The 12,739-nt window shown below is 52.7% G+C and carries 13 protein-coding genes; 3 read left to right on the top strand and 10 right to left on the bottom strand.

Translation table 11 applies throughout. The features are described from left to right. Window positions 1–10 precede the first annotated feature (10 nt). The 3 genes from yacG to coaE are packed head-to-tail and all read right to left on the bottom strand — an operon-like array spanning window position 11 to window position 1,578. The gene (gene yacG, locus JBO43_RS06925; RefSeq protein WP_095280782.1) at window positions 11–205 is read right to left on the bottom strand and encodes a DNA gyrase inhibitor YacG; all 195 of its coding nucleotides are present in this window, start codon (window positions 203–205) and stop codon (window positions 11–13) included. A 9-nt stretch (window positions 206–214) separates the two neighbouring features. Next, window positions 215–958 carry a cell division protein ZapD gene (gene zapD, locus JBO43_RS06920; protein ID WP_095280783.1) on the bottom strand — a complete coding sequence of 248 codons (744 nt, stop codon included), beginning with the start codon at window positions 956–958 and terminating at the stop codon, window positions 215–217. After that, on the bottom strand, window positions 958–1,578 hold the full coding sequence (coaE, locus tag JBO43_RS06915; RefSeq protein WP_095280784.1) for a dephospho-CoA kinase: 621 nt from the start codon (window positions 1,576–1,578) through the stop codon (window positions 958–960). Before coaE ends, zapD begins: the two co-directional genes overlap by 1 nt. Before the next feature lie 228 nt (window positions 1,579–1,806). Between coaE and JBO43_RS06910 the strand changes: the two genes are divergently transcribed. Then, window positions 1,807–2,850 carry a GMP reductase gene (locus tag JBO43_RS06910; RefSeq protein WP_095280785.1) on the top strand — a complete coding sequence of 348 codons (1,044 nt, stop codon included), beginning with the start codon at window positions 1,807–1,809 and terminating at the stop codon, window positions 2,848–2,850. Window positions 2,851–2,885: 35 nt separating this feature from the next. Here JBO43_RS06910 and hofC read toward each other — a convergent pair whose 3' ends face one another. The 4 genes from hofC to nadC all read right to left on the bottom strand — a co-directional run bounded on the left by hofC (window position 2,886) and on the right by nadC (window position 6,990). After that, window positions 2,886–4,082 carry a protein transport protein HofC gene (gene hofC, locus JBO43_RS06905; protein ID WP_202673991.1) on the bottom strand — a complete coding sequence of 399 codons (1,197 nt, stop codon included), beginning with the start codon at window positions 4,080–4,082 and terminating at the stop codon, window positions 2,886–2,888. Next, a complete protein-coding gene (gene gspE, locus JBO43_RS06900; protein WP_202673990.1) occupies window positions 4,072–5,454 on the bottom strand; it encodes a type II secretion system protein GspE in 1,383 nt (460 codons plus the stop codon). The genes hofC and gspE overlap by 11 nt, the downstream gene beginning before the upstream one ends. A 12-nt stretch (window positions 5,455–5,466) precedes the next feature. Then, a complete protein-coding gene (gene ppdD / locus JBO43_RS06895) occupies window positions 5,467–5,904 on the bottom strand; it encodes a prepilin peptidase-dependent pilin (RefSeq protein WP_095280788.1) in 438 nt (145 codons plus the stop codon). Window positions 5,905–6,096: 192 nt separating this feature from the next. Then, on the bottom strand, window positions 6,097–6,990 hold the full coding sequence (gene nadC, locus JBO43_RS06890) for a carboxylating nicotinate-nucleotide diphosphorylase (RefSeq protein WP_202673989.1): 894 nt from the start codon (window positions 6,988–6,990) through the stop codon (window positions 6,097–6,099). An 87-nt stretch (window positions 6,991–7,077) separates the two neighbouring features. Between nadC and ampD the strand changes: the two genes are divergently transcribed. Both ampD and ampE read left to right on the top strand, forming a co-directional pair. Further along, entirely contained in the window at window positions 7,078–7,641 is a 564-nt protein-coding gene (gene ampD, locus JBO43_RS06885; RefSeq protein ID WP_095280790.1) for a 1,6-anhydro-N-acetylmuramyl-L-alanine amidase AmpD, read from the top strand. Next, window positions 7,638–8,492 (top strand): beta-lactamase regulator AmpE, encoded by an 855-nt coding sequence (gene ampE, locus JBO43_RS06880; RefSeq protein WP_095280791.1) that lies wholly within the window; start codon window positions 7,638–7,640, stop codon window positions 8,490–8,492. The genes ampD and ampE overlap by 4 nt, the downstream gene beginning before the upstream one ends. An 18-nt stretch (window positions 8,493–8,510) precedes the next feature. Here the strand turns inward: ampE and JBO43_RS06875 are convergent, their stop codons facing one another. From JBO43_RS06875 to aroP, 3 genes are all read right to left on the bottom strand, one after another. Beyond that, window positions 8,511–9,461 (bottom strand): glycoside hydrolase family 43 protein, encoded by a 951-nt coding sequence (locus JBO43_RS06875; protein WP_095280792.1) that lies wholly within the window; start codon window positions 9,459–9,461, stop codon window positions 8,511–8,513. Window positions 9,462–9,471: 10 nt separating this feature from the next. Next, complete coding sequence (locus JBO43_RS06870) at window positions 9,472–10,869, bottom strand: glycoside-pentoside-hexuronide (GPH):cation symporter (protein WP_095280793.1); 1,398 nt, start codon at window positions 10,867–10,869, stop codon at window positions 9,472–9,474. Window positions 10,870–11,030: 161 nt separating this feature from the next. Continuing rightward, window positions 11,031–12,401: an aromatic amino acid transporter AroP gene (gene aroP, locus JBO43_RS06865; protein WP_202673988.1), complete on the bottom strand. Its 1,371-nt coding sequence runs from the start codon at window positions 12,399–12,401 to the stop codon at window positions 11,031–11,033. Window positions 12,402–12,739 lie beyond the last annotated feature (338 nt).

Here is a 12,739-nt window from a genome sequence, read left to right as displayed (position 1 = left end):
AAAGAAGAGGTTACTGTTGCTCTTCGCTCCAGTCGTCGCTATCTGATAAATCGCCCTCGCTCGGGATGCGTTTCTCTTCTGCGGCCCATTCACCCAGATCGATTAACTGGCAGCGTTTGCAGCAGAACGGGCGAAACGGGCTAATCTCGCCCCAAATAACAGCTTTCCCACAGGTCGGGCAGCTTACGGTAATAATTTCAGACATCAATATTCCTTAGCAGCAAGCCAGTTCAAAATCGAGACGTTCTGGCACTGTGCCATTTTCGCTATCCAGCGGCATAAAGCGAATCGCGAAGCGACTTTTATGCCCGGAAATCTGCGGATAAAGTTGTTCGCTGAGCGACAGATTCAGTCGCAGCAGATCGGCGTCGTCACCATTATCCTGGTAAAAACCATTGAGGCTGGTCTGTTTGCGAAACGGTGCAGAGTGGCGTACGAGATCAAGGATTAGTGTCAATGCCTGGTTCATTGGTTCCAGACTATCCATCCAGCTCTTCACCTGCACATCACGCTGTTCCTGCTGCATATGCAGCCACATGTGCAGCGTCGGCAGATCAAAGCTACAGCATCCGCCTGGAATACTCAGGCGCTGGCGTACCAGGGCAATCAGGCGGTCTTCACGCAGGAACTGCCCCACGCGAGGCGCTGCCATCAGAACTGTGCTGCTTTGTTTCAACTGCAGTCGCAGGGAATCAATTCGGCTCTGATCGACGCCCGGGACTTCAGCCCACCCCTGTAATTTACGCTGTTGGCGCTCAAGTTCTTTCAGTAACTCTGTACGAACATCACCGCGTTCAATGACATCCAGCAGATCGCCAACGTTGCGAAAAAAATGTAGTGCCGCAGCATGATCGGCAATAGGGCGATGGTGTGACATCTGCTGAATCAGAAATTCGATGCGCAACCAGGTGCGCATTTTTTCATTGAGTGGGTGCTCAAAAAGGATGTGCGTATTCATTATGGTTTTTCCTGTGCTACGGCCTGCGCGGCGTAGGTCAGATATTGGGCGTGCAGGCGGGCGACATCCGACGCAATGGAATCGGGTGCGCCATCATTATCAATAACATCATCTGCGACGGCAAGGCGCTCTTCGCGTGTTGCCTGCGCAGCAAGAATTTGTTCAGCATGTTGGCGAGAGACATTATCGCGCAGCATGGTTCGCTTAAGCTGTGTCTCAGGCGACACATCGATCACCAGAATACGATCGGCCTTATGCTGAAGCTGATTTTCAACGAGCAAGGGAACAACCCAGAGTACATAAGGCGACGTGGCTTCAGCGATCTGGCGCTGAGTTTCCTGGTGAATCATGGGGTGCAGGAGGGCGTTGAGCCAGGTTTTTTCTGCGGGTTGCGAAAAGATACTCTCGCGCAGCAGGCGTCTGTTCAGCGTGCCGTCGGCATTCATGATGTTGGGCCCGAAATGTGCAGCGATAGCATTAAGCCCAGGTGAATGAGGCTCTACCACCTGACGGGCAATGATATCGGCATCAATAATCGCAATACCCAAGCGTGAAAAAGCGTCAGCAACGGTGCTTTTGCCACTACCGATACCGCCTGTTAACGCAACAACGTACCCCATTAAATCAAATCCTGGGAATTATTCATTTTTAAAATCAGCTGCTTAGAAATTAAACTTACCGGAGCGGATGGTTAACTCTGTTTACCTGCTTTTGACCAGGTAAATTTATAGGATTGTAGCGTAAAAAAAGAGAAATTCGCAGTCTTGCGGAGCACGTATTAGTGCGTATGATAACGTCACTGGAGTTGTGCTTTGACTATATTTGCCTCTAACCCCAGGAACCCGCACATGCGTATCGAAGAAGATCTGAAGTTAGGTTTCAAAGACGTTCTTATCCGCCCTAAACGCTCTACGCTGAAAAGCCGCTCAGACGTTGAACTCGAACGTCAATTCACCTTTAAACACTCCGGTCAGACCTGGTCTGGCGTGCCTGTTATTGCTGCCAATATGGATACCGTGGGTACCTTTGCGATGGCAACGGCGCTGGCGAGTTTCGATATTCTGACTGCAGTGCACAAACACTACAGCAACGAAGAGTGGAATGCATTTGCGGCTTCCGCTTCTGATGATGTTAAGAAACACGTGATGGTGTCCACGGGTACATCTGACGCTGATTTCGAGAAAACCAAACAAATTCTGGTGGATAATCCAGAGTTTAATTTCGTTTGTATCGACGTAGCGAATGGCTATTCCGAACATTTCGTTCAGTTTGTCAGCAAAGCACGCGCGGCCTGGCCAACCAAAACCATCATCGCGGGTAACGTTGTGACCGGCGAGATGTGTGAAGAGCTGATTCTGTCCGGCGCGGATATCGTGAAAGTGGGGATCGGCCCTGGCTCTGTCTGCACCACGCGTGTCAAAACAGGTGTCGGCTATCCGCAGCTGTCCGCCGTGATTGAGTGTGCCGATGCGGCCCACGGCCTGGGCGGTCAGATCATCAGCGACGGCGGCTGCACCATGCCGGGCGATGTTGCAAAAGCCTTCGGTGGCGGCGCAGATTTCGTGATGCTGGGCGGTATGTTGGCCGGTCATGAAGAGAGCGGTGGTACCGTAGTTGAAGAAAACGGTGAGAAATTCATGCTGTTCTACGGAATGAGTTCTGAATCCGCTATGAATCGCCACGTCGGCGGCGTTGCGCAGTACCGTGCAGCAGAAGGCAAAACCGTGAAACTGTCCCTGCGCGGTCCGGTTGAGAATACCGCTCGTGATGTTCTCGGTGGCCTGCGTTCTGCCTGTACCTACGTCGGTGCATCTCGTCTGAAAGAGTTGACCAAACGCACGACGTTTATCCGCGTTCAGGAACAAGAAAACCGCGTTTTCAACAGCCTGTAATCGCTGTTCCGCTGGTGCGCACCTGTGCACCAGCGTTATCCCGCACTCATCGCATCGCCTAAATGGAAAATTGGCAGATACATTGCCACCACCAGTGTTCCGATAATGATGCCTGTCACAATTAACAGCAGTGGTTCTAACAGCGACGCGAGATTATCCGCGTGCTGGAATGTTTGTTCATTATGATGATGAGCTAGATTTGCCAGCATCGTATCCAGTGAGCCAGAAACCTCCCCTGTTCGCACAAGCTGAATGCACAGAGGGGTGAAAATTCGCGCTTCACTGAGTGAGGACCCAATAGGTGCTCCTTGCGCCACCCGCTCCCTGGCGCCCCGCAGTGCTTCTTGCCAGAATATGCCCGCAACCGATTCTTCTGCACTTTCCAGCCCCTGTAAGAAGGCGATCCCCGCCTGTTGGGTTAGCGATAATACGGTAAATATTTGGCTTAGTTTTTGTCCGCGTACCAATACTCCCATAACAGGTAGACGCAAAACCAGACGCTGACTAAAACGCTGCCAGCCTGGGTGGTGTCGTAAGCCACGCATCATGAATGCCGGAAACAGCATCACGAAGAATAGAGCAATGATGTGCTGATGGACGAAATCAGCAAACCCCATTACCAATTGTGTTAGCAAAGGGAGGGGCGTATTGAACGTTTGATAGATGGCGGCGAATTCAGGTAACACTAATGTCACCATCGCCAGCACCACAACCACCGCGAGAGCCAGAATGATCAGCGGATAACGCAGGGCCTTTTTGACTTTCATACTGAGCAATCGCTGTGATTTTTGCTGCTGAGCCAACTGACTACAGCACTCTTCCAGTTTTCCGGTCAGTTCCCCGGTTTTCATCATTGAGATATAAAGCGGAGGAAATACCTCAGGCCATTTTTTCAGGGCTTCAGAGAATGCGCAGCCTGCGCTGAGATCGTTCGCAAGTCTGGCTAAAAGCGCCTGCCATTGTTTCATCGGATGTTGATCAGCCAGCATTTGCAGGCTGTAGGCGAGTGTAAGCCCGGCCTGAAGCAGCGCGGCAAGTTGGCGGAAAATCTCATAGCAATGTTGAGGCTGCCATTTCTTCAGCATAAGCGTGCGAGACAGTGACAGCGGGCAAAGTGCCTCATATGACAACTGACTAAAGGCTGCTTCTCGATTCACCGCCCAAAGGGTGCCTTGCTGAAGTTCCCCCTGTAAGGTGAGGGCGCGCCAGCGCCAGAGATGATTAGCAGCCATCGGGCAACCCCAAAACGCGGACTATCTCTTTCAGAGTGGTATGTCCTTGTTCCACGGCCATGCAGCCGTGTTCGAAGAGCGTGGTCATGCCTGTCCCCCTTGCTGTGAGGTCTATCTCTTCAATCGACGTACCGCTAGCTATCGCCTGACGAATATCACTGTTGACCGAGAGCACTTCAAACAGAGCGACGCGACCATAAAAGCCGTGATAACAGCGATCGCAGCCTACCGGTTGCCAGTGAGGAAGTTCACGTGGCCAGACGGTCTTAGGCAATTTTGCTTTCATCTCACCCTCTTTTCGACAATGAATGCACAGGCGGCGTACCAGCCTTTGCGCTACCACCAGCGTCAGGGCGGATGACACCATCCAGCGGGCAACACCCATCTGCTGCAATCGTATCAATGTCTCGGTGGTGGAGTTGGTGTGCAATGTTGAGAGCACCAAATGCCCCGTCTGGGCGGCATTGATGGCGATTTCAGCCGTTTCACCATCGCGTATTTCGCCCACCATGATGATGTCCGGGTCCTGGCGTAGCAGTGCTCGAAGCACGCTTTGAAACGTCAGTCCTGCTCGTGGATTGATTTGTGTTTGGTTCAACCCTGCGAGAGGGATCTCTACCGGATCTTCTACACTACAAATATTCACGTCCTGAGCGTTTAGGGCTTGCAGTGCACTGTAGAGCGTGACGGTTTTTCCACTTCCGGTCGGGCCGGTCACCAATAAAAGTCCTTGCGGCTGATAAAGTGCTTCTGCAAAAAGCATCCGTTGGGAATCAGTCATGCCTAATGCGCCAAGTTCCAGTGCCTGTTGCACTTGATGAAGTAAACGCAAAACGATTTTTTCGCCCCCGCGACAAGGAAGCGTGGCGATACGAAAAGAGACTGCACTGCCCGTCAACTCAACGGTAAATTGACCATCCTGCGGCAGGCGGCGTTCTGCAATATCCAGTTCACCCAGTACCTTCAGCCGAGCGATGAGCGTCGTCGCTAATGCTGCTCTTAACGGGGGTTGTGGATAAAGCACGCCATCAATACGCAAGCGGATTTGCCAACTCTCCCCGGCAGGCTCGATATGGATATCGGACGCGCGCTGACTCAGCGCCTGCTGAAGCGTGCGGTTAAGAATATCGACAGCGGAGCTGACGGGAGTGGTTATCGGTAAATGTGCCTGGGATGATGTCTGCTGATATTTCTCCATCCGCTCTTTCGTCCAGCATTCAATATCAATCCGCTTTTGCGTGGCGAAGCGCAGAGCCTCCATCATCTGTGATGCTGGAGTGTCCAGCACGGCAATACTGACCATTTCATCGTTATTGCTTAATAGCAATGCATGATGGCGCTGGCACAGCAGCATTAGTTGTTCTGAATTCATCATCCGCCCCTTTTATTTATTGTCGAAGCGAAAAACATCTTCACACGCTTGTTTCAGGGCGCTGTCATTAGCGATATTGCAGTCTCGCGTCCAGCCGGTTATCCCGTTTCCGTCGTTCCAGATTGGGGCTAAAACCACTTCCAGACCGTTCAGACTCTCCTGACCTGTCAGAGCTACTGAGCCTTTGGCGACGCTCATCGCTGAGGTGTAACGCGTTGTTGTCGGTGAGGAGATCCCGTTGGTTCCACCATCGCAGCTATCGACACCGCCATGATCGAGTGCGCAAAGTTCTATAGCTGTGCGATAGGGCATAAAGGTTTGCAACATATCCGTCAGTGCGGCTTTGCGAAGATAGTTCTGGTATGCGGGAACGCCGATGGCGCTGAGAATCGCGATAATGCCAATGACCACCATTAGCTCAATGAGGGTAAATCCTTGTTGTCTGTTCATGTCTGCTCCTTGGGTTTCGTGGCGCAACTGTGGCAGTGCGCGAAAGTAAAAACGAGGAGCAATAAGGAGATTGTGAAGGGAGGTTCAGAGGATTTTAAAGCAGTTGCATGAAGGCATAAAAATTTTGCGAGAAGCGCCGTAAACGGTGGATTAACTTCGCTCTCCCGGTAGAAGAGAGCGAAGAATCACGTATTATTTGAAGCGCATAGAGAGGTCGAGTGCTTGTACGTGTTTGGTGAGTGCGCCTACGGAGATAAAGTCCACGCCCGTTTCAGCGAATTCACGCAGGGTTTCATGCGTAACGTTGCCGGAGACTTCCAGCTGCGCCTGACCATTGGTGCGTTTGACGGCTTCGCGCATTTGTTCGATTTCGAAGTTGTCGAGCATGATGATGTCCGCCCCGGCTTTGAGTGCGGCGTCTAATTCATCCATGTTTTCAACTTCGACTTCGACAGGCACGTCAGGATGCAGCCAGAAGGCTTTTTCGACCGCCTGGCGTACCGAACCAGACGCGATAATGTGGTTCTCTTTGATCAGGAAGGCATCGGATAATCCCAGACGATGGTTTGCGCCACCGCCGCACAGAACCGCATATTTTAGCGCCGTACGCAGGCCGGGAAGCGTTTTACGAGTATCGAGCAACTGAGTTTTAGTGCCAGCCAGAAGCTCAACGTAGCGACGAACGGCGCTCGCCACGCCAGACAATGTCTGGACGAAGTTCAGAGCGGTACGTTCACCTGTCAACAGCACGCGGGACGGGCCATTGAGTTCAAAAAGAGGTTGATTGGCGCTGATGCTGTCGCCATCCTGAACGTGCCAGGTTATCTGTACGTCGTCGCCAGCGAGCTGGGTAAAGACCTCTTCTACCCAGCGCTTGCCGCAGAATACGCCGTCTTCGCGAGTGATAATCACTGCGTGGGAGCGCGTCTCTTTTGGTAGCAATTGTGCGGTAATATCGTTATCGGCATTCACCTCTCCGCCCAGATCTTCGCGCAGCGCATGGGCGACGCTTGCCGGGATATCGAGGTTAATACGTTCCAGAAGCGCGTCACGTCGGTGGTCGGGGTTGTAGCGGCGAGGCGGCATGATAAAACTCCAAATTGGTAACGAATCATAAGATTGAAACATGCTACTCTGAACCGAGAATCTGCACCATATATAAGGAGAGCCAGCATGCAGTTACAAGACGGATGGCTGGTGGATGCGCGGCACGTACCGTCGCCGCACCATGATGGCCGCCCGGAGGATGAAACGCCCTCACTGCTGGTGGTCCACAATATTAGCCTACCACCGGGTGAATTTGGCGGTCCGTGGATCGACGCATTATTCACCGGAACAATCGATCCTAATGCCCATCCTTTTTTTGCTGAAATTGCCCATCTGCGCGTTTCGGCACATTGTCTGATTCGACGCGACGGTGAAATCGTCCAGTATGTTCCTTTCGATAAACGTGCGTGGCACGCCGGTGTCTCTGTGTATCAAGGGCGTGAACGCTGTAACGATTTTTCGATTGGTATTGAGCTGGAAGGCACAGATACTACGCCTTACACCAATGCGCAGTATCTGGCTTTGGCTGCGGTGACGCGTGCTTTGTCCGCGCTATACCCAAAAATTGCTGAAAATATCACCGGGCATAGCGATATTGCACCCGTGAGAAAAACCGATCCCGGCCCGGCGTTTGACTGGTCCCGGTTTCGCGCCATGCTTACCGCTTCGTCAGATAAGGAGATGACATGACGTTGTTTACCATGCTGCTGGTGATGATCGCTGAACGGTTATTTAAACTGGGCGAGCACTGGCATTTGGATCACCGGATGGAAGTATTCTTCCGCCGGATTAAACATTTTTCGATGCTGCGCACCCTCCTGATGACCGCTGTGGTGATGGGCGTGGTATTTCTGTTGCTGCGTGCGCTGCATGGCCTCTTTTTCAACGTGCCGCTGCTGGTAGTGTGGATCTTGCTTGGCGTACTGTGTATCGGTGCCGGAAAAGTGCGGTTGCACTATCATGCCTATCTGAAAGCCGCATCGCGTGACGATAGCCACGCGCGTGGCGCGATGGCGAGCGAACTGACGCTTATTCACGGCGTGCCGCCGGACTGCAATGAGCGCGATTATCTGCGCGAGCTGCAAAATGCCCTGTTGTGGATCAACTTCCGCTATTATCTCGCGCCGCTGTTCTGGTTTGTCGTGGGCGGCCCGTGGGGCCCGGTGTTCCTGATGGGATACGCTTTCTTACGCGCCTGGCAGACCTGGCTGGCGCGCTATCTGACACCGCACGAGCGTCTGCTGTCGGGCATCGACGCGATTTTACACGTGCTGGACTGGCTGCCGGTTCGTCTGGTCGGTGTGGTCTATGCCTTAATCGGTCACGGCGAAAAAGCACTTCCGGCGTGGTTTGCCTCCCTAGCCGATCGTCATACTTCTCAGTATCAGGTGCTGACGCGCCTGGCGCAGTTCTCACTGGCGCGTGAACCACACACGGATAAAGTCGAAACCCCGAAAGCGGCGGTGTCGATGGCGAAGAAAACTTCGTTTGTGATTGTGGTGCTGGTGGCGTTACTGACCATTTACGGCACGCTGGTGTAAGCCAGCGCACCGCATTCCTCAATACGTATCCGCAGGCGGGATGCCAAAATCAGGCATCCCGTTTTTGTCCCAGCGAACTAACTTCAGGCGGGTATGACGATTCGGATCGTAAAGCGGATCGCCTTCAATTTCTGTGTAGTTTCGTGCGTGATACACCAGCACATCTTCGCCGTCCGGCGTTTGCGTAAAGCTGTTGTGCCCAGGCCCGTACTGGCGATTTTCGTAGCTGGTGGTAAACACCGGTCGCGGTGCTTTGTGCCAGTTGGCTGGATTGCGCGGATCGGCGCTTTTATCAATCCACAATAGCCCCATGCAGTAGTTCTCATCCGTCGCGCTGGCAGAGTAGCTGATAAATAGCGTATTGCTATGCTCCAGCACCGCCGGGCCTTCGTTGACCCAAAACCCCCGACATTCCCAGTCGTATTCCGGTTTGCTGAGCATGATGGGCTCACCTTTGAGCGTCCACGGGTTTTCCATTTCGCACAGATAGAGATTGGAGTTACCGGAAATATGGGGTGCTTTTTGCGCCCACAGATACCAACGTTTGCCCTGATGCACGAAGGTGGTGGCATCGAGCGCAAACGTATCAAACGGCGTGACGATTTGTCCTTTTTCGACCCACTTCCCACTCAGCGGATCGCTGTCTGCGCATTCCAGCGCGAACATCCGGTGCTGGAACATATTCAGTTGGTCGAGAGCTTGGGTGCGCGCGGCGGCAAAATAGATGTACCACTTGCCGTCAATGTAATGCAGTTCCGGCGCCCAGATCAGCTCACTCATCGGGCCGGTATCCGGTTTACGCCAGACCACCACTTCTTCTGCGCTACGTAACCCTTCCAGCGAGTCGGCGCGACGGATCTCCAGCCGGTCGTACTCTGGTACTGAGGCGATGAAATAATAAAGCCCGTCGTGATGCAGAATATACGGGTCGGCACGTTGTTCGATAAACGGGTTTGGCCAGTGACGCATAGGGCTTTCCTTATTTAGTCTCTACAGCTTTGAGTTCCTGGTAATCATTCAGCTCGCGATAGTTATTACGGCGTTTTTCCAGGTCCTCCTGGATCTGCTTCATCATTTCGCGGTCAACTTTCAGCAGGCGAACCACGCCAGCAGTAATCAAATAACCCACGCCCGGAATGATGGTAAACAGCAGGACAATCCCGTTAGTGGCATCGGCGCTTTGTGCTTTTGCTCCGGAATCATAACCGTACCAGGAGAGCAGGAATCCAACCATTGCACCGGCAATCGCCAGCCCGAGTTTGAGGAAGAAGATATTGCCGGAAAAACTGATCCCGGTGATGCGTTTCCCGGTTTTCCACTCACCGTAGTCGTCCACATCCGCCATCAGCGACCAGTGCAGCGGGGAAGGGATCTGATGCAGAATATTGAGCAGGAAATAGAGTACGACGATGGTGGTCGTGGCTTTCGGGTCGAAGAAGTAGAACGCGCAGGAGAAAATCGCCAGTGCGATATTGGTCCAGAAGAACACTTTCAGCTTACACCAGCGGTCGGTCAGGGTTTTCGCAAAAATACTGCCGAGCATCATGCCCACCACGCCGAGGCTGATAAACAGGGTGGCGAAATGGGTGCTTTGTCCCATTACCCAGGTGACGTAATACATGGTCGCCGCCATGCGGATAAAGCCCGGACAGACGTTGCACAGGGTCAGCAGCAGGATGCGCACCCACTGATCGTTCTTCCACACATCTTTCAGATCGTTTTTCAGCTCATCATTGGTTTGCACCGCAGGGCGAATACGTTCCCGTACGGTCGAGAAACTGAACAGGAACATGCAGGTGCCAATCAGCGCCAGCACGGTCATCGCCATTTGATAACCTTTGGCTTTGTCGTCGCCGCCAAAATACTCCACCATTGGCAGCAGCGTTAACGAGAGCAGCAGCGTGGCAATCCCGACCATTACAAAGCGGTACGACTGACAGGCCACGCGCTCTTTAGGGTCGTTGGTGATCACCCCGCCCAGCGAGCAGTATGGGATGTTAATTGCCGTGTAGGTGAGAGACAGCAGGAAGTAAGTGACAAACGCATAGATAACTTTGCTGTTGTAAGTCCACTCTGGGGTGGTGAACATCAGGATGCTGAACAGAGCATAGGGGAAGGCAATCCACAGCAGCCATGGACGAAATCGACCATATTTACTGCGGGTGCGATCGGCAATCGCGCCCATTATCGGGTCGGTGATGGCATCGATGACCCGCACTGACAGCAGCAGTACGCCGACCAGTGCCGGTGCCAGCCCAAAGATATCCGTATAAAAATAGTTAACAAACAACATGATGGCGCCAAAGATGATATTGCATCCCGCGTCGCCCATCCCATAGCCGATCTTTTCTTTTACTGACAGCTTATTGTTATCCATCGACAGATCTCCGAGTTTCGGTATGGAGAGAATTATTCGCTGGCGAAGGAATATATGCGTTGCAGGATAAGGGCGGTGATATGGATGAAATGGCTGTTGGTGAGAATTTGTGAGGCAGGTAACACGCTCTGTGCCGCAATCGGGCACAGAGCGAGACACGATTAATGCGCTTTTACGGTTTTGGCATTTTTCTGTTTAAACATGTAGCCCACACCCAGTATCGCAATCCACACCGGGATCAGATACACGGAGATGGCCATGCCTGGGGTGATCAGCATGATGACCAGTACCGCCGCCATAAAGACCAGGCAGACCCAGTTGCCGAGGGGATAAAGCAGGGCCGGGAAGCGGGTTTTCACACCTTGTTTCTGCTTGGCGCGACGGAATTTAATGTGCGCCAGGCTGATCATCGCCCAGTTGATCACCAGTGCGGAGACCACAAGTGCCATCAGCAGACCAAAGGCAGATTCCGGTGCCAGGTAGTTAATCAGTACGCACAGTGCGGTAACCAGCGCGGACACCATAATGGAGTTCACCGGTACGCCACGTTTATCCACGTTAAGCAGCGCTTTTGGTGCGTTGCCCTGCTGAGCCAGGCCGAACAGCATACGGCTGTTGCAGTATACGCAGCTGTTATAGACGGATAGCGCAGCGGTCAGCACCACGATGTTCAGCGCGTTCGCCACAAAAATGTCGCCCAGTTCATGGAAGATCAATACGAACGGACTGGTGTCTGCGGTCACGCGCGTCCACGGCAGCAGGGAAAGCAGAACCGCCAGGGAGCCCACATAGAAAATCAGAATACGGTAGATAACCTGGTTGGTGGCTTTCGGGATGCTCTGCTCAGGATTATCGGCTTCAGCTGCGGTAATACCCACCAACTCCAGCCCACCGAATGAGAACATAATGATCGCCATCATCATCACCAGACCGGTCATGCCGTGAGGCAGGAACCCGCCTTGCTCCCACAGGTTACGCACAGTGGCCTGCGGGCCGCCGTTGCCGCTGAACAGCAGCCAGCCGCCGAAGATGATCATCGCGACCACGGCGATGACTTTGATAATGGCAAACCAGAACTCCATCTCACCAAACACTTTAACGTTGGTCAGGTTGATGGCGTTGATGATCACGAAGAAGGCCGCCGCTGAAGCCCATGTAGGGATCTCCGGATACCAGAACTGAATGTACTTACCGACGGCAGTCAGTTCCGCCATGGCAACCAGAACGTACAGGACCCAGTAGTTCCAGCCCGATGCGAAACCGGCAAAGCTGCCCCAGTATTTGTAGGCAAAGTGGCTAAAGGAGCCTGCTACCGGCTCTTCAACGACCATTTCGCCCAGCTGGCGCATAATAAGGAAGGCAATAAAGCCTGCGATGGCGTAACCCAGAATAATGCCCGGACCTGCCGACTGAATGACGGATGCGCTGCCCAGAAAAAGGCCGGTACCGATAGCGCCACCCAACGCGATGAGCTGTATATGGCGGTTTTTAAGGCCGCGCTTTAGCTGATCGCCATGCTGTTGAGCTTCCATTTGAAACCTCGTGTGTGGTTGTTATGTTCACGCTCGGGCGTGTGTAATTATGAAAGTCCATTTTCTGTATTTATTTCTTTACGGTTAAGTTAACCGAAAAAATCGGAGATGGCTTCCGTTGACGCCAGAATAGTGGTAAGCGACCGCGAATGCACCTGCTTTATGAAGGGATGTGGATCGCTTGAATAAAAAGAAAGCATTTGTAAATAGTGCCGATTCACTCCCGTACCCAACCTATAGAATAAAAATGCTCCATAAGTGGGCTAATTTTCATTATTTACCTTGTTGAATCGCTTCAGATTGCAAATTCCCTCGTTTCAATATGGTTAAAACACCCT

Source organism: Lelliottia jeotgali, from assembly GCF_016771845.1.
GTDB classification, from domain to species: Bacteria; Pseudomonadota; Gammaproteobacteria; order Enterobacterales; family Enterobacteriaceae; genus Enterobacter; species Enterobacter jeotgali.
The sequence above is the reverse complement of the archived record's forward strand: the minus strand, read 5'-3'. Positions and strand labels throughout refer to the sequence as shown.